This window comes from Actinoplanes oryzae (genome assembly GCF_030757795.1).
In the GTDB taxonomy this organism is placed as follows: domain Bacteria; phylum Actinomycetota; class Actinomycetes; order Mycobacteriales; family Micromonosporaceae; genus Actinoplanes.
The window spans coordinates 20,948-37,512 of record NZ_JAUQWH010000045.1 but is presented as its reverse complement, the minus strand read 5'-3'; the positions used below and the strand labels follow the sequence as shown (position 1 = coordinate 37,512).

The 16,565-nt window shown below is 70.5% G+C and carries 11 protein-coding genes; 3 read left to right on the top strand and 8 right to left on the bottom strand.

Features of this window, described 5'->3' with window-relative positions; all coding sequences use genetic code 11:
* The first annotated feature begins 93 nt into the window (after window positions 1-93).
* Window positions 94-519, top strand: coding sequence for a helix-turn-helix domain-containing protein (locus RBH18_RS17120; RefSeq protein WP_306208839.1), 426 nt, complete (start codon window positions 94-96; stop codon window positions 517-519).
* On the opposite strand, the gene RBH18_RS17115 is transcribed toward RBH18_RS17120, so the two are convergent.
* The 4 genes from RBH18_RS17115 to RBH18_RS17100 form a co-directional block, all read right to left on the bottom strand.
* Complete coding sequence (locus tag RBH18_RS17115) at window positions 506-1,570, bottom strand: Dyp-type peroxidase (RefSeq protein WP_306208837.1); 1,065 nt, start codon at window positions 1,568-1,570, stop codon at window positions 506-508. The two genes, RBH18_RS17120 and RBH18_RS17115, sit on opposite strands and share 14 nt — an antisense overlap.
* A gap of 196 nt (window positions 1,571-1,766) precedes the next feature.
* A complete protein-coding gene (locus RBH18_RS17110; protein WP_306208835.1) occupies window positions 1,767-3,326 on the bottom strand; it encodes a M1 family metallopeptidase in 1,560 nt (519 codons plus the stop codon).
* 444 nt (window positions 3,327-3,770) lie between these two features.
* On the bottom strand, window positions 3,771-6,035 hold the full coding sequence (locus RBH18_RS17105) for a hypothetical protein (RefSeq protein ID WP_306208833.1): 2,265 nt from the start codon (window positions 6,033-6,035) through the stop codon (window positions 3,771-3,773).
* 328 nt (window positions 6,036-6,363) lie between these two features.
* The gene (locus RBH18_RS17100) at window positions 6,364-6,771 is read right to left on the bottom strand and encodes a hypothetical protein (RefSeq protein WP_306208831.1); all 408 of its coding nucleotides are present in this window, start codon (window positions 6,769-6,771) and stop codon (window positions 6,364-6,366) included.
* A 204-nt stretch (window positions 6,772-6,975) separates the two neighbouring features.
* On the opposite strand from RBH18_RS17100, the gene RBH18_RS17095 reads away from it, so the two are divergent.
* A complete protein-coding gene (locus RBH18_RS17095; RefSeq protein ID WP_306208829.1) occupies window positions 6,976-8,028 on the top strand; it encodes a PDDEXK family nuclease in 1,053 nt (350 codons plus the stop codon).
* 909 nt (window positions 8,029-8,937) lie between these two features.
* Here RBH18_RS17095 and RBH18_RS17090 read toward each other — a convergent pair.
* Complete coding sequence (locus RBH18_RS17090) at window positions 8,938-9,291, bottom strand: nucleoside triphosphate pyrophosphohydrolase (RefSeq protein WP_306208827.1); 354 nt, start codon at window positions 9,289-9,291, stop codon at window positions 8,938-8,940.
* A 9-nt stretch (window positions 9,292-9,300) separates the two neighbouring features.
* Entirely contained in the window at window positions 9,301-10,245 is a 945-nt protein-coding gene (locus RBH18_RS17085) for a LysR family transcriptional regulator (RefSeq protein WP_306208825.1), read from the bottom strand.
* A 73-nt stretch (window positions 10,246-10,318) separates the two neighbouring features.
* On the opposite strand from RBH18_RS17085, the gene RBH18_RS17080 reads away from it, so the two are divergent.
* Window positions 10,319-11,257 carry a DMT family transporter gene (locus tag RBH18_RS17080; protein ID WP_306208823.1) on the top strand — a complete coding sequence of 313 codons (939 nt, stop codon included), beginning with the start codon at window positions 10,319-10,321 and terminating at the stop codon, window positions 11,255-11,257.
* On the opposite strand, the gene RBH18_RS17075 is transcribed toward RBH18_RS17080, so the two are convergent.
* Both RBH18_RS17075 and RBH18_RS17070 read right to left on the bottom strand, forming a co-directional pair.
* A complete protein-coding gene (locus RBH18_RS17075) occupies window positions 11,211-12,551 on the bottom strand; it encodes a M1 family metallopeptidase (RefSeq protein ID WP_306208821.1) in 1,341 nt (446 codons plus the stop codon). The genes RBH18_RS17080 and RBH18_RS17075 overlap by 47 nt on opposite strands.
* Complete coding sequence (locus tag RBH18_RS17070; protein ID WP_306208819.1) at window positions 12,548-16,363, bottom strand: Pls/PosA family non-ribosomal peptide synthetase; 3,816 nt, start codon at window positions 16,361-16,363, stop codon at window positions 12,548-12,550. Before RBH18_RS17070 ends, RBH18_RS17075 begins: the two co-directional genes overlap by 4 nt.
* Between the last annotated feature and the right edge of the window lie 202 nt (window positions 16,364-16,565).

The window sequence follows — 16,565 nt, the reverse complement described above, 5'->3', positions numbered from 1 at the left end:
GATACCTTCCGCACACAGCGGGACAGACGTGGGACACGGGGCGAGTGGCTGCCCTAGGCTCGACCCGGGCAGTCTTCTCGCGGGGGTGAAGTCATGTCGACCGATGAAAGCCGTCCACCACAACTGGTTCTGGCAGCGGCGTTGCGGCTCGCCCGGGAACGATCCGGCCGCACGCTGCGCGAACTCCAAACCGTCACCTACGCCAGCGACTCCGCGTTGTCCCGCTACCTGTCGGGGCGCTCCGTGCCTCCGTGGATCGTGGTGTCCGCGCTGTGCGAAGCCGCCGGAACAGACCCGGGGCACCTGTTGCCGTTGTGGCAGCGAGCCAAGGCCGAGGCGAGTGCCCGCAAGCGATCGGGCAACGAGCAGGCGACACTGGCCCGCCGCGTCTCGGCCCTCGCGGCCGACGCCGCGGCGGTCATCCAGACCATCCGCGAGCGGGGCGAGGCCGTCCCGGAAAACCTGCTCACCGCGGCCCTGCGGCTGAGCGACGCGCAACGGCTGATCAGCCAGGAATGACCGTGGCCAGCGCCGTGACCGCCGGGGGCACGAACCAGTAACCACCGCCGAACGGCAGCACGTAATGATCCAGGGCCTCCCCCGCCAACCGGCGCTGGGCCGCCGCGAAGCCCAGCTCCGGATCGCGCTGGAAACAGACGAAGATCAGGCCCTGGTCCGCCTCGCTCCGGCGGTAGGAGTAGCTGCGGCGCAGAATGCGATGCTGCTCGCTCCCGGGGGTGCGAGGATTCGCCCGGCGGATGTGCGCGTCCACGGACGTGAGCGCACCGTCCGGGTCGGCGGCGTAGTCGAACTGGGCGTCTTCGCCTCCCCCCGCGAGCGGGGCGCCGTCCGCGCGGTGCCGTCCGATGATCTCCTCCTGGCGGGCCGGTGAATCCCTGTTCCACAGGCCGACCGCGAACCGGATCAGCCGCACGACCGCATAGGTGCCACCGGCGGCCCAGGACGGCTCGCCGTCCCCGGCCCACACCAGCCGCTCCATCAGGCCGGCGTCGGCCGGATCGGGATTTCCGGCCCCCTCCCGGAAGCCGAACAGATTGCGCGTGCTCGGCCGGCCCGCCGCGGTCGTGGTGTTCTCCTTGCGGAAGCCGGCCGAGTCCCAGCGCCGCCGCAGCCCCTTCCCGAGGTCGGCGAGCACGGCCGCCGCCGTCTCCGCCCGCGTCGCACCGATCTGCAGCAGCAGGTCGCCGTGGCACCGATCCGCCGAGAGCACGTCGTTGGGGAACACCGGCATGGCCGTCAGCAGCCGGGGCCTGGCATCCGCGAGCCCGAACCGCCCGTCGAAGAGGGACGCCCCAACCGCCACGGTGACCGTCGCCGTCCCCGCGCGGTGCACCGCCGTGATCCGCTCGTCGAGGCGCCTCAGCACTCCGGCCGGGTCCGTGTCGAGGTCGAAGGCCGCGAAGACCGCGAACTCCTCGGGCGCGGAGACCACACCCGGCTGATGCACATGCACCACGGGCGGCTCGTCAGACGCCTGGGAGGGCGCCGAGCACCCTGCGAGGGCGGCCACCGCCGTGCCGGCGAGCACCGTGCGTCTGCGAACTACCACTCCGCGAGCCTAGGGGCGGTGACGACCAGGCAGAAGCATCGACGGCGAACGCGGGACAAGAACGGGACCGCGCGCTGACGCAAGCCTATGACCTGCGAAGACGTTCCCCAAGGCGGGCGGACGGCGGCCCCTCGACCCCAGGCAGGTCGCCGGTGGGCACCGTCCGGGCCGCGCCCACCGGCAGCACTTCACTGTGTCAGTGCGCGCCCAGTCGCTGGAGGCGGGTGGTGACGGACGCTTCGGTGCGGGCCACCGCGGCCGGGACGGGCGCCGTCGCCGGCGTCACGGTCCAGTCGGGATGACCGGGCATGGCGGGCGTCTTGGTGCCGTAGAGCCAGTCGTTGAGGAAGGCTCGCAGGTCACGGTGGGCGACCTGCGAGGCGAGCGCCACGAACTGCGCGGTCGACGCCGACTTGCCCTCGTACCTCGCGACCCAGGCCCGCTCGATGCGCTCGAACGTCGCCGCCCCGACCTGCTGGCGCAGGGCGTAGAGGACCAGGGCGCCGCCGTCGTACACGTTGGGGTTGAAGACGTCCCAGATGGAGCCGGAGCGCAGCGGTGCGGCCACCGGGCCGTAGCGCGCCCGGTAGCGGTCGCCGGAGGCGTAGGCACCCTTGAAGTACGCGTCCAGGTCGGCTGCGCCCGCGTACTGCTGCAGGTAGCCCTTCTCCGCGGCGTAGACGAGCTCGTACCAGGTGGCGTGGCCCTCGTTCTGCCAGACGTCGCTCCACTGCCAGGGCGCGACGCTGTCGCCGAACCACTGGTGGGCCAGCTCGTGCGTCATGATCGGATCGAGGACGTACGCCGGCCGGGCGAACAGCCCCGTGTCGTACAGCGACAGGGTCTGGGTCTCGAGCGCGAAGCCGAGGTTCGCGTCGATGACCAGCGACCCGTAGTTCTCGAACGGGTACTTGCCGACCTTGCCCTGCATCCAGGTGACCTGCGACCGCTCGACGTCGGCCCTGGGCAGCAGCGTGCTCGCGAACCGGCGCGGCACGACGTCACGGATCGGCACCCCGCCCGCGGCCGGCCGCCGCTGCACGACGTAGTCCCCGGCCACGACCTGCACCAGCTCACTGGCCATCGGCGCCGATTCCCGGTACGTCGACGTGACGTACCCGTTCCTCGTGGTGGTCCGGGTGTTGCGGCCGCTCGCGACGGCCGTCCAGCCCTCCGGCACGGTCAGGGAGATGGTGTACGTCGCCTTGTCCCGCGGATGGTCGTTGCTCGGGAACAGCAGGTGCGACGTGTTCGGCTGACCGGCGAGCACCGTCCCGTCCGGGGTGGTCACGAACCCGACCGGCGAGTCGGCATCGGCCTGCACCGGCGTGGCGGTGAACCGGCTGACGGTGACCGTGAACCGCTCCCCCTTCCGCAGCGCCCGCCGGGGAGTGATCACCAGCTCGTCGCCGTCGCGGGCGAAGCGGGCGCTCCGGCCGTCGACGGTCACCGCCCCGACCGATCCGCCCCCGAAGTCCAGATCGAACCGCGACAGCGCCTGCGTCGCGACCGCCGACACCGTCACCGACCCGGTGATCGCCTGCGCCGGATCCTTCGCCGGGTACCGCAGGTCCAGCGCATAGTCCCGCACGTCGTACCCGCCGTTGCCCAGCAGCGGATAGAGCCGGTCCCCGAGCCCGGGCGCGCCGGGCGTCCCGTACCCCGCCGAGGCCGGCGCCGCCCCCGTGACCGTGACCAGCGCCGCCGCCCCCGCCGCCAGGACCGCGGATAGACGTTTGTTTCTCCATACAGTCATGCCGCGGACGCTACGCCCGCCCCGCACCGATCGACACCCACTTACGTCCCCTGTGGTCCATCCGAGCTGCCGGCCCGCCGTCCGGGCGACCGACCGTGACAGCCCCGCTGCCGGTGCACCACGACGGCTCAGGGGCGCGGAATATTGTCGTACCCGCAGTCTCATCTGCCGAGATGAGTGCGCATCTCTGCGCTTGAAGGGGTTATGACTTACTCGGTCGACGTGCTCCTTCAGTCGCGGTTTCGCGAAGGCTCGCGGCCAGAAATTCCGTGGCGATGCCGGGCGCGCTCTCATGCCGCGAGCCGAACACGGACGTCCCATGCTGTCGTGAGGTCGTTCTTGTGGTGGGCAGTCGGGGTCGTGGCCCGACTCGAACGGTGCCGCCATCGTTTGTTGCAGTGACGGGCGCTTTCTCAGCATCGCGCCTTGGGGCAGGCCTCGTCGTCAAGTACGGCTTGCGGCCACCTCGTCGAACGGCCGGAGACCCATCTGTTCGACGAGGTGGTCCATGGCGGGGTCCGGAGCCCAGGGTTCGTCAAGCTGGACCAGTACTGCGACCTTCGACGGCGCGTTGCTGACGACACCGATCCCTGTCCAGCTGGATGTGCGCGCCATGTACTTGCGCGCACGGCACAATGTGAGCAGTTTGGTTCGCAAGACCTCTATGTCGTCCCGAGGCGTGACTGACATTCCCGTGACGCCGAACGCTCCGGGCTGAGACTGGCCGAATAGGCGCATCTCGTCGTGCGGGAGCCCGTCGAGGCGACTTCTCCGGGCGAGACGGCGCATCATGGTGGCGATCTGGTTTCGGGCGCCCCGATCGCCTTCGTGCATGTTGAGGCAAGCGGTTGCCCATCCATCCGGCCGGTGTTGTTCCAAATGCTTGACGAGCTCCCGGAACGCCTTTGGCGACCAGACTTGGCTGGGCTTCTCGGCCACAGCCTTTCGCTGGCCCGTCTTGTGGAGATAGTAGGCGTCGAGGGTGTCCGTCATGGACAGGGTAAAGAACCCAATGGTCGGATTTCCGTCCGCGTCGAGGTAGTCACCGAAGTAGAGGCCTTGGTTGAGGTAGGTCATGAACAAGTCGAGTTCCTCGGATGCCGTCACCAGGCCGAGAGTGACGGTCTCCTCGTGCTGGCGCAGGTAGTGCATCAGCTGCGCCGGCCCCTCGACGATCTCGCAGATGACCCAGAGGTCCTGCAGGTTGACGATCCAGGGCAACCCCCGCCGTGACGGCAAAATACCGGCGTCCACGAATCCGGCGGCGCTGCCGGTGACGCTGGTGACGTCTTCGAGGGTCACTGCGATAGGGAACACCCGCCGCACGTCGGACAGGTCGATGTTGGCCTGGTCCTGTCCCCGCACTCTCAGGTGCCCGTCGCTGGTGATGGCATGACGGAGCCGATCTGCCTGGTGAACGGTGTCTGCCACGATGCGGCTCATGTCTCGTCGTACCCGTGCTCGGTCACCGGACCGGGCTCGTGGGCTTAAAGCGACGGCCTTAGCCTCGACGGCTATGGCGACCCGGTCACAGATCAGGAGCGCATCTGACTCGACGGCCTTGCCGTCGTCTGCCACGAACTCGATGTTCCGGTAGATCTGTTCCGGGCGGATCACTTCTTGCAGGGCGTCGGAGGCAGCGCGTTCCACCCAGTCGCCGCGGTGCTTCGCATACGAGTTGAACGCAGGGTGCGTCTTCAGTGCGTCTTCGATCATCTCGCGTAGGCCGAACAGCAAATTGCCGATGCTGACCGGGAAATATCCGTGGTCCGGGTCGTGCAGGACCGCTTGGAGGCGCAGGGCGTTGTCGCCGTGGAGGTACCGCTCGACAAGGTGGGCCGCCGCTGTGCCGCCGATGGGCCGAGACATGAGTTTCAGTACGGCCTCCACGGCGGTGTTCTCGACTCCGGTCGCTGAGGACAGCTCGTTGGCGGTCACGGCGATGCGTTGTCCTAGCCGGTCGGATACGATCGCGGCCGCGTCAGCCAGGTTCTGCGACTGTGCGCGGCGGTTGGCGGCCGTATTAGCTTTCCGTCTTCTAGTTGTCGCGTCCGCGACTGACTTGGGGTGGTCGTGTGAGGCCCTGAGGTGTTTATGGCCAGCAAGGATGCCGTTCCAATAGGCATTCTCGATCCTCTGCTGAAGCCCGGCGACGACCGCCAACGCGTCATCGATGGTGAAGCCCAGAGTGGCGGAGAGCGCGGAGACGATATCTGGAGCGCCGAACAGCCCACGAAGGAGCCGTTCCTGCATGTGTGGATAGCCGAGGTTGCGGAGTAGCATCTCACGCTCTGCTAGGTGGTAGCGCAGCTCCCAGCCGATGTCATCGCTCACGTGTCGGGCAAGGTTCAGCAATTGCCCGGCGGCGAGGATTTGTCTGAGCCCACTGTCGAGGCGGTGGCACAGCTCCGCTACCTCGACCGCGTCGATCCGTTCATCCGTTCCCGAAGGCGCGGCAGTCGGCTCGGCAGACGAGCGCTCCATCAGAATCAGGCCAGCGAGTTCTACGAGGGCTGAGAGGCCCTCATGAGTGCTTTCCTGATAGGTCTCTGCTGGGGCTGCGTTCGCCCGCTGCAACCACGCCAACACGTCGAATGCGTGCCACGGTGCCATCGCGTCGGTCAGCTCTGAAACGACCCGGCGGATGACGTCACCGGCCTTCGCGGCCGCGTCCTCCCACGACTCCGACGAGCCCACCAGCCCAGACACGGCCTCTGCCGTTCGAGTGGCACGCCGCTCGAACGATTCCAGCTGCGCCGCTACCGAAGGCGTCGACCCGGCGTCCTGCTGGCGCCTACTACTCCTACGTCTCTGACGGGGCGGCTGCTTCTTCATGCTCACGACGGAGAACTTAGCGACCGGGTACGACAGAAGCTCGCGCGTTTCACCCCTTTGGTAAACTTGCGCGAATGTCGATGTTGCTGGAAGCAATGTCAGTTGCAGGGTCTGAGTCCCCGGCTCGGAGGCGTCCAGCCCTGTCCAGGCGAGCCACCAGCATTGCTTGCGAATGGCACAGTAGAAGGTGCCACCATTAACTTTACTCGGTCAGACGCTTGATCCGTTCAGGTTTGAAATACTCAATATATAGGCGGCCGAGGTTCTTCCAGTCCTTGATGTCCGCCCGGTCGTCGGCATGGAGTTTGAGGCAGTCGTCGATCGTCCAACCATCTAGCATTACGTAGGGCTCGGCCCAACGGCCGTAGTTCCAGGCGGCGCGGGCTGCTCGCCGCCTTTCCGACTTGCCCACCCCGATCCAGAAAAGATTCCCGGGATCTGCGCCTCGGAAACTCGGAAAGTTCGATGCCTTCGCCCATCTCCTCCAGGCATGGTTGAACGCGAACTCGAATTCCATTTTCGCGCTGGTGACGGCTTTCACGCTCTGCGCGAGGACACCAATTGCTAGCCCTTCAACGACGTGCGCAATCTGCTGATCCTTCGTTGCCACGCAACGATTCTAGATGCACTCGGTACAGGAACGGCCCCGACCCAGGTTGCGACATCATGCTTCAGCGGCTGTAGCCGCAGGCAGCTGGCCGCCGCCACACTGATCTGCCGCGGTGAGAGCGCTGTCGTTGAAGGGTTTCGGCGCAGCGGGTGCTGAGGTGGGATTGTACTTCCTCTGGGAGCGTGTGGTCGCCAGGATGTACGGATGCCGCTGTTCGAGATGACCACCGATGAGTTAGTTCCAGTTCCGTCGACCACGTTCGCCGCCGAGCAGGTGTTGGAGCGCACCGACTTGCAGCGGCTGTTGCGAGCACGGCTGGACATGATTGTCGAGGACGTACTGGTGGTGTCGGAGGAGTTCGGGGCGTTCGCTGACGCGCGCCGCCGGATCGATCTGCTTGGCGTCGACCGCACCGGGCATCTCGTGGTCATCGAGTTGAAGCGCACCACCGATGGCGGTCACCTCGAACTACAAGCCCTGCGGTACGCGGCGATGGTATCGGTCATGACCTTCGAGGACCTCGTCGAGCACTACGAGCTTCACCTAGCGAAGGTTGAGCCCGACGCCGTCGAGGAAGCCCGCGCAAGACTCGCCGAGTTCCTGGAGGATGCCGGCGGCGAAGAGGCGGTACTCAGCCGCGAGGTACGCGTCGTGCTGGTCGCGGGTGGCTTCGACCGCGAAATCACCACGACGGTCCTGTGGCTCAATGACGTCTACGGCCTGGACGTGCGGTGCGTGCGTCTCACTCCGTACAAGGTCGACAGCCGTCTGCTCCTCGATGTCCAGCAGGTCATCCCATTACCCGAGGCCCGCGAGCTCACCGTCCAGCTGCGACGCCGGCAGACCCAAGCCCGCGCGGTCAGCACTGACACCAGGGACTGGACCCCGTACGAGATTGTCACCCCGACAGGCCGAACCGATCCACTGCGCAAGCGACGAGCCGTCCTCGCCTTGGTAACCGCACTTCACCAGGCCGGCGTCTCCGCCCAGAATCTAGCGACCGTCATCCCCCGATCCCGGTTCCTGCCCGTGGACGGAACCCTCACCGGTGAACGTCTCGCCGCGGCCTTCACGACCGCCTACCCCGGCTCACACAAGCGGCTCGGGCGATGGTTCGTCGAGGCACCCCTGCACGACGGAGATCAAACGTGGGTGCTGTCGAAGATGTGGGGCACCAACACCGAACCAGTTCTCGATCGACTCCTTACCCTCGCGCCCGCCGATGGCTACGGCTACGAAGCTGTCCCAGAGAACTGAGTCGAGCTAGCCGGGCAAGAACAAAGCAACATCGAGCGACCAGTCGCCAGCCCGCGCCTTGCCATGCCGAGAAGAGTGCGGACGCACGGCGGCGACATAGGCAGCGTCAGCAATATGACACCCGGCCTTCATTCAGGGATCTTCAACGGAGCGCCTCGACTGAAGCGGACATCTGGAGTCAACTCAAGTGATGGTCGGGAACGTGACATGGTTGACCCGACGAGGCTGCGCCTGCGTAACAGATTCCGCAAGAGATTGGATCGCAGTCAACGCTGAGGGTAAGCAGATTGAATCTTCAAAGCCTTGTCGACATGTATGGAAATTTCAGCATGACACTCGCCGGTTTCTGTTTCACTGGAACCATTCTCTAACTATCGATGCCCCTGCCGCAGAACGCCTCGACGGATTACTCGACAGGTAGCAGGCGAGAGGCGGTGCGGGCACTCTTCTACATTGTCGGGTCACACCTCGTCGTTGCCTACCTCTTCGCGAATTTGTCCGCACAGGATCTGGGCCGGCCAAGGCGCGAGGGTATTGCGGCACGCACTATCAGAGGTGGCGAACAAAAGGCGACCCACTGGCTCACACCGTCCGCGCGGACTCGTGCTCACTCGACGACTGCGGGAACAAGGTTTATGGGCACGGATTCTGTTCGAAGCACTACCAACGCTGGAAGCGCCACGGCGATCCTCTCACCGTGCTGAAGGCGGCGAACAACACGTATCGCGGGGCTGTCTGCCGGGCGCCTGAGTGCGCGTTGCCGGTCAGGATGTTCGGCTATTGCAACATGCATGCTCTCCGACTCAAGCGCAACGGCGACGCTTCCCACGCCGACCGCCAACGGCAAGTCAGGGCGAAGTGACGACTCTCGCGACACTGGAACCTGCGTGTACAGCGGTGGGATGCGCCTCAGGTCGGCGGCAGTTGCCGCCGGACCGCGTCGAGCCACAGGCGCTTGTCGAAACCGCCGCGCTCGGCGCGCTTCCGGGCGGCGGCTGCCACCTGCTCCTCGGTGAAGCCGGCCAGGGCCGTGAGCGCCGCCAGCACCTCGCGCACGTCGGCGAGCTCGCCCAGCAGATCGTCGGGGCCGGCGGAGGCCAGCTCGTCGGCTTCCTCGTGCAGCTTCGCCACGAGGGCGGGGAAGACCCGATCCGCCGCGAGCACCCGCACCTCCGGCACCTCCCCGTGCGCAGCGATGATCTCCGGGATGCGGTCGCGCACCAGCTTGTCGTGGATCGTCACCTCGTCGCCCCGAGCAGCCATCCCGGCACCCTAGATCATCGCTCGCGGGCCGGGGGAAGGGCCGGCCGCTCGGCGGGCCTGGTCTCTCACCAGGGTGAGGAAGGCGGCGAGCGCCGGCGGCGGCGGGGCGTCGCGGGTGACGAGCATCAGGCGGCGGCCGAGGACGGCGCCGGCCGGGTCGCGGACGGCGAGGGCCGGGTCGGCGGCGGGCAGGGCCAGCGGCGGGAGGAGGGCCACGGCCGCCCCGGCGCGGACGAGTTCGAGCTGCACGTCCGCGTCGCTGGAGCGGTGGCGCAGGTCGGGCTCGTAGCCGCCGAGCGCGCGGCAGGTGCCGACGACCATGGCGTGGTGGCCGGTGCCGGCGTCGGAGGCGGTCCAGACCTCGGGGCGCAGCTGCGCGATCGCGACCGGCCCGCCCGGCGCGGCGAGCGGGTGCGCGGCCGGCAGCACCACCTTGATCGGCTCGTTCAGCAGGGTGGCGAAGCGCAGGCCCGCGGGCCGGGGGCGGGGATGGCCGTCGTACTCGTCGCCGATGACCAGGTCCACCGCGCCCAGGCGCAGGCCGGGCAGGGCCTCCTCCAGCTCCAGCTCGGACAGCTCCAGGCGTACGCCGGGGTGGTCGGCCGCCATCCGCACGACGGCCGGGACCAGGATGCGCCGGGCCGCCGACTGCAGGCCGCCGGCGCGCACGGTGCCCCGGACGGCGCCGCCCAGCGCGGCCAGGTCGGCCTCCGCCGCCTCCGCGGCCGCCAGCAGGATCCGCGCGTGCCGGGCCAGCACCCGGCCGGCGTCGTTGAGGCGCAGGCCGCGGCCCGCCTTCTCGGTGAGCGGGGTGCCGGCGTCCTTCTCCAGCAGGGCCAGCTGCTGGGAGACCGTGGACGGGCTGTAGCCCAGCGCCGCCGCGACCGCGGCCAGGGTGCCGCGCTCCTCGAACTCGCGCAGGAGGCGGAGGCGGCGCAGGTCCAGGTCGACCATGCGGCGATCCTAACCAATACGGTACGGAATTCATCGCTGGTCCCGAACGGTTCGATGTCCCATGCTCGGCGTCATGGGTGCGGTCCTGTGTCTCGTCTCCGCCGCGTGCTTCGGCGCGATGGCGATCTTCGGCAAGCTGGCGTACGACGCCGGGGTCCCCACCGGCACGTTGCTGCTGGTGCGCTTCGCGCTGGCGGCCGCGCTGCTCGGCCTGGTCCTGCTGGCCCGCCCGGAGCTGCGCCGCCCGGGGGCGCGTGGCCGGATCCTGCTCACCGCGCTCGGCCTGGGTGCCGTCGGGTACGCCCTGCAGGCCGGCCTCTTCTTCGCCGCCCTGCAGCGGATGGACGCCTCGCTGCTGTCGCTGATCCTCTACACGTACCCGGTGCTCGTGACCGTCGCGGCCGTGGCGCTCGGCCGCGACCGGCTCACCCGGCGCCGGGTTGTCGCCCTGGTGGCCGCCTCGGCCGGAACGCTGCTGGTGCTGCTCGGCGCCGGCGGCATCACCTTCGACCCGGCCGGGGCGCTCCTCGCGTTCGGGGCAGCCGTGGTCTACACCGGCTACATCCTCGTGGCGGACACCGTCGTGCACCGGGTCGCCCCGGTCGTCCTGTCCGCGCTGGTCATGACCGGTGCGGCCGGCGCGTTCGGGGCTCGCGCCGCGCTCACCGGCGGCATCGGCACCGGCTTCGCGCCGCGCGGCTGGTTCTGGCTGGCCTGCATCGCCGTGGTCTCGACCGTCGTGGCGATGCTGACCTTCTTCGCCGGCCTGCAGCGCATCGGCCCCTCGGCGGCGGCGATCCTCTCCACCCTCGAACCGGTGGTCACCACCGCCCTGGCGGCACTGGTCCTCGGCGAGTCGCTCTCCGCCGCCCAGCTCGCCGGCGGCGTCCTCGTCCTCGGGTCCGTCGCGGTGATCCAGAGCCGCCCGCGGGAAGGTGAACGCCTGCGCCGCCGTGGCACCCGCCCTAGCCGGGCAGACGCGGCAGTGCCGGGCGGTCCAGCCACTCGGTGAAGAGCGCGTCCAGCGGTTCGCGGCTGAACCGCTGGGCGTGCGCCCGGAACTCGGCCGTCGTCACGAGGCCGTGCCGGTGCTCGGCCACCCAGGAGCGCAGCAGCGGGAAGAACTGCCCGCTGCCGATCTTGTGCCGCAGGGCGTGCAGCGTCAGCGCGCCGCGCTTGTAGACCAGCGGGTCGAACATGCGCGCGACACCCGGGTCGCTGACGGCGATGCCACCCGGCCGGGAGGCGACGATGCCGTGCCAGCGGGCGGCGAGGGCGTCCGCGGACAGCTCGCCCACCGATTCCGACCAGAGCCATTCCGCGTACGTGGCGAAGCCCTCGTTGAGCCAGATGTGCCGCCAGTCGGCGACCGTCAGGCTGTTGCCGAACCACTGGTGGGCCAGCTCGTGCACCACGAGTCGCTCGTGGGTGCGCATCCCGTCGACGTGGTTCGCCCCGAAGACGGCCATGCCCTGCGCCTCGACCGGGTCGTCGAGGTCGTCGTCGGTGACCACGACCACGTACTCGGAGAAGGGGTACGGGCCGAAGAAGCGTTCCAGGGCCGCCATGATCTCGGCGTGCCGCCCGAAGTCGTACGCGAAGGGGGTGCGCAACCGCGCGGGGATCGCGGCGCGCTGCACGACCGGCCCGGCAGCCAGCTCGCGCAGCTCGTAGCGGCCGATCTGCACGCTCATCAGGTACGGCGAGGTGGGCTCGCGGCGCTCGTGGACCCAGCGCGTCGAGCCGGCGCCGCGCCACTTGGAGACCAGGTCGCCGGTCACCACGACGGTGTACGGCGACGCGACGGTCAGCGCCACCCGGAAGGTGGCCTTGTCGGCGGGCTGGTCGTTGCACGGGAACCAGGACGGCGCGCCGTTCGGCTGGCTCGCGACGAGCACGCCGTCGGTCAGCTCGTCCCAGCCGATGTCGCCCCACCGGCCGGGGATCGGGCGCGGGCTGCCCGCGTAGCGTACGTCGATCCGGAACGTCTCCCCCGCGTCCAGCGGCCGCTGCGGCTTGATCGACAGCTTGTGGCCGTGCTGGGTGTGCTTCGCGGGCCAGCCGTCGACGCGCACGTCCTGGACCCGGAAGCCGCCGAGGTCGAGCGCGAACCGGGACAGCGCGTGGGTCGCCGTCGCGGTCAGCGACGCCTTGCCCGCGAGCCGGTTCGTGGCGATCCGGTAGTCCAGGTCGAGGTCGTAGTGCTGGACCGAGTAGCCGCCGTTGCCGTGGCCAGGCAGGTAGGAGTCGGCCGAGTGCTCGGCCCCGGGCTTGGCGCCGCGGGGCCCCGGAGCCTTCGGCGTCATGAGCGCCAGATCGCGATCGGGTTGCCCAGCCAGCGCGAGTCCGCGGGCACCGCGTCGCCCCGCGTGACCAGCGATCCGGGGCCGACCGTGGTGCGCGCGCCCAGGCTCGCGCCGGGCAGCACGATGCTGTGCGGGCCGAGCGCCGCGCCCGCGGAGAAGGTCACCTCGTCCATGCTCATCACACGATCATGGAACAAGTGGGTCTGGACCACGCAACCGCGGTTCACCGTGGCGCCGTCGCCCAGGCGCACCAGGTCGTACTCGGGCAGCCAGTAGGTCTCCAGCCACACCCCGCGGCCGATCCGCGCGCCGAGGGTGCGCAGCCAGGCCGCGAGCAGCGGCGTGCCGGTCGCGAAGCGGACCAGCCACGGCACGCCCAGCACCTCGACGAACGTGTCGGCGAGCTCGTTGCGCCACACGAACGACGTCCACAGCGCGCGGTCGCCGGCCCGGAACCGGCCGATGAGCAGCCACTTCGCCAGCGTCGCGGTCGCGGCGGCCACGAGCCCCGCGAGCAGCAGGACCGGCCCGGCCACGAGCGCCGCGACCCACGCCCCGGCGGTGGTCGCGGCCCACAACAGACTTGACACCACGAGTACGGCGAGAGCCGCGCTGCCCATCACGGGAACGATGCGGCACAGCTCGACCGCCGCCCGGGCCACCTTGAGGCGGACGGGCGGCGCGTACGTGCGGCTGGCGTCGGCCGACTCGACCGTGCGGCGCAGCGGCATCGGGGGCGAGCCGAGCCACGAGGAGCCCTTCTTCGCCTTGCGCGGCGCCGAGGACAGAACACCGACAAGACCCCGCTTGGGTACGGAACGCCCGGGCGCCGTCATCCCCGAATTGCCCAGGAACGCCTGCTTGCCGATGCGGGCCGGGGCGATGCGCAGCCAGCCGTGGCTCAGCTCGTACGTGGCGACCATCGTGTCGTCGGCCAGGAACGCCCCGTCGTGGACCGTCGTCATGGCGGGCACCGCGAGCACGGTCGACGCCTCGACGTTGCGCCCGACCCGCGCCCCGAGCAGGCGCAGCCAGACGGGGGTGAACAGGCTGGCGTACAGGGGGAAGAGGCCGATGCGGGCCATGGCCATCAGCCGCTCGGTGGCCCACACCTGCCACGCCACGCGCCCCTGGACGGGGTGGTGGCCGGCGCGCAGGCCGAGGCCGAGCAGCCGGACGCCGGCGAGGACCAGGAGGGCGTACGTGAGGAACCAGGCGACGGCGGCGGCGGGCGTGACGGCCAGGGCGGCGCCGAGGTCCGGCCCGTCCTGCTGCGCCGGGGCGAGCAGCGCGATGCCGGGCAGGGCGGCGACGGCCGGGATCAGGCTCAGCACCTGCCCGGTGAGCCCGTAGACCGTGGGCCAGACCCGCGAGCGGGCCGGACGCTCGGCGGGCCACTCCTCCTTGGGCCCACGGGTCGCGCGGACCGCCCCGGAGACCGTGGTCCCCGGGGCCACCCGGGCGCCCTTGGCGACCCGGGCGCCGGGCATGAGTGTGCTGCGGGCCCCGATCCGGGCCCCCGCGCCGATGCGGATGCGGCCGACGCGCACCACGTCGCCGTCGACCCAGTGGCCGGACAGGTCGGCCTCCGGCTCGACGGCCGCGCCGCGGCCCAGCTTGAGCATGCCGGTGACGGGCGGCGCCGCGTGCAGGTCGACGTCCGGGCCGAGCTGGGCGCCGAGCAGCCGGGCGTACGTGATCATCCAGGACGCCCCGGCGACGCCGGTCGCGCCGGTGAGCTCGGCGAACCGCTCGGCCGCCCAGAGCCGCAGGTGCACGCTGCCGCCGCGCGGGTGGTCGCCGGGGCGCACGCCGCGCAGCAGCAGCCGGGCCACGCCCGCCGCCAGGCCGATCCGCGCGGGCGGGCTGAACAGCAGCACCCAGCCCGCGGCGACCCACCACCACGACACGTGCGGCGCCCAGGGCAGGACGAGGTTGCTGACGGCCGCGAGCACGGTCGTCCAGCGCAGGCCCACGAAGACGAGCATGGGCAGCATCAGGAGGGCCTGGAACAGCCCGGCGCGGCGGGGTGTGGGGCGCACGTCCGGGCGTACGGCGGAGGTGGCCTCCATGCCGTCGAGGCGCGCGGCGAGGGCGCCCAGGCCGGGGTGCTGGTAGATGTCGGCGACCGAGGCCGCCGGGTGGGTGCGGCGGATGTACGCGACGAGCTGCGCCGCGGTCAGGCTGCCGCCGCCGCTGGTGAAGAAGTCGGCGTCGGGGGCGGCCGGGCGTACGCCGAGGATCTGCTCCCAGCCGGTGGCCAGCCAGTCCTCCGTGCCGGTGAGCTCCCCCGCGGTCTCGGCGGCCAGGGGCCACGGCAGGAGCGCCCGGTCGACCTTGCCCGACGTCTTGGTGGGCAGATCGTCGACGACGGCGAGCAGCGGGACCAGCGCGGCCGGCAGGTGCTCCCGCAGCTGCCCGGCCGCCGCGGTCTTGTCGAAGCCCTCCTGGGCCACCACGTAGCCGACCAGCAGCTGGTTGCCCGCGGCGGTCGTCTTGACGGCGGCGGCCGCGCCGGCGACCCCGGGCAGGGCCTGCAGCGCGGCGTCGACCTCGCCCAGCTCGATCCGGCGGCCGCCGAGCTTGATCTGCTCGTCGCCGCGCCCGAGGAAGAGCAGCCCCTCCGGCTCGGCGCGCACGATGTCGCCGCTGCGGTAGGCCCGGTCCCAGCCCAGCGCGGGCAGCGGCGCGAACTTCTCGGCGTCCTTGGCCGCGTCCAGGTAGCGGGCCAGGCCGACGCCGCCGATCACCAGCTCGCCGGTCTCGCCCATGGCGACGGGCAGCCCGTCCGGGCCGACGACGACGAGCTCCCAGCCGTGCAGCGGCAGGCCGATGCGCACCGGGCCCTCGCCGGTCAGCCGGGCGGCGCAGGCGACGACGGTCGCCTCGGTCGGCCCGTACGTGTTCCAGACCTCGCGCCCCTCGACGGCCAGCCGCTCGGCCAGCTCGGGCGGGCACGCCTCGCCGCCGAAGATCAGCAGCCGCACGTCGTCGAGCGCCTCGACCGGCCACAGCGAGGCCAGCGTCGGGACCGTGGACACGATCGTGATCCGCTGCCCGGCCAGCCACGGGCCGAGGTCGACGCCGCTGCGCACGAGCGAGCGCTGCGCCGGCACCAGGCAGGCGCCGTGCCGCCACGCCAGCCACATCTCCTCGCAGGAGGCGTCGAAGGCCACGGAGAGCCCGGCCAGCACCCTGTCCCCGGGGCCGATCGGCTCCCCCCGCAGGAACAACTCCGCCTCGGCGTCGACGAACGCGGCCGCCGAGCCGTGGGTGACCGCGACGCCCTTCGGCGTACCCGTGGAACCGGAGGTGAAGATGATCCAGGCGTCGTCGTCCGGGGCCGGCCGCCGCACGTCGCCGCCGGGGGTGCCGAGCATCGTGACGGTGAGGCCGTCGCCGAGCACCGCGCACACGCCCGCCTCGCCGAAGACCACCTGCGCGCGCTCGTCCGGATCGTCGGCGTCGACCGGGACATAGGCCGCGCCCGCCGCCAGCACGCCGAGAATCGCCAGATAGAGCTCCGCCGAGCCGGACGCGATGCGCACGCCGACCCGGTCCCCCGCGCCGATCCCGTGCCCGGCGAGCGTCCCCCGCAGCGCGTCGATCTCCTCCGCCAGCTGCCGGTAGGTCAGCACCCGCGACCCGTCGTCGATCGCCGCGGCCCCCGGATGCGTCCTCGCCGTCTCGTCGACGACGTCGAGCAACGTGCGGCGCACCGGAGCCGACTGCGCGCGGAACACCGCCGGCGCGAACGGCGCGACGGTGAGCTCGGGAAGGGTGATCAGCCGCAGGTCAGTCGTCACAGTCAACGGGCGCGTCCCACTTTCGCCTCACGGGTCGGCTACAGGCCCGCGGCGCGCACATCGACGAGCTGCCCAGGGCAGCGGTCCACGCTACGTGCTTTCGCCGCCCCATGACGGCACGACGAACTTTTCGTGTCCGAAGACACACAGCGCCTCGATCCCGCATGCGGCCCTTCTTCCTGGGTGCGGCACACCCCGGTTCCCACGG

Bases quoted from the DNA above. Each gene is read 5' to 3' on its own strand.
- RBH18_RS17075 (WP_306208821.1), bottom strand. From the start codon at position 12,551: ATGACGCCGAAGGCTCCGGGGCCCCGCGGCGCCAAGCCCGGGGCCGAG.
- RBH18_RS17095 (WP_306208829.1), top strand. From the start codon at position 6,976: ATGCCGCTGTTCGAGATGACCACCGATGAGTTAGTTCCAGTTCCGTCG.
- RBH18_RS17090 (WP_306208827.1), bottom strand. From the start codon at position 9,291: ATGGCTGCTCGGGGCGACGAGGTGACGATCCACGACAAGCTGGTGCGC.
- RBH18_RS17080 (WP_306208823.1), top strand. From the start codon at position 10,319: ATGGGTGCGGTCCTGTGTCTCGTCTCCGCCGCGTGCTTCGGCGCGATG.
- RBH18_RS17085 (WP_306208825.1), bottom strand. From the start codon at position 10,245: ATGGTCGACCTGGACCTGCGCCGCCTCCGCCTCCTGCGCGAGTTCGAG.
- RBH18_RS17110 (WP_306208835.1), bottom strand. From the start codon at position 3,326: ATGACTGTATGGAGAAACAAACGTCTATCCGCGGTCCTGGCGGCGGGG.
- RBH18_RS17120 (WP_306208839.1), top strand. From the start codon at position 94: ATGTCGACCGATGAAAGCCGTCCACCACAACTGGTTCTGGCAGCGGCG.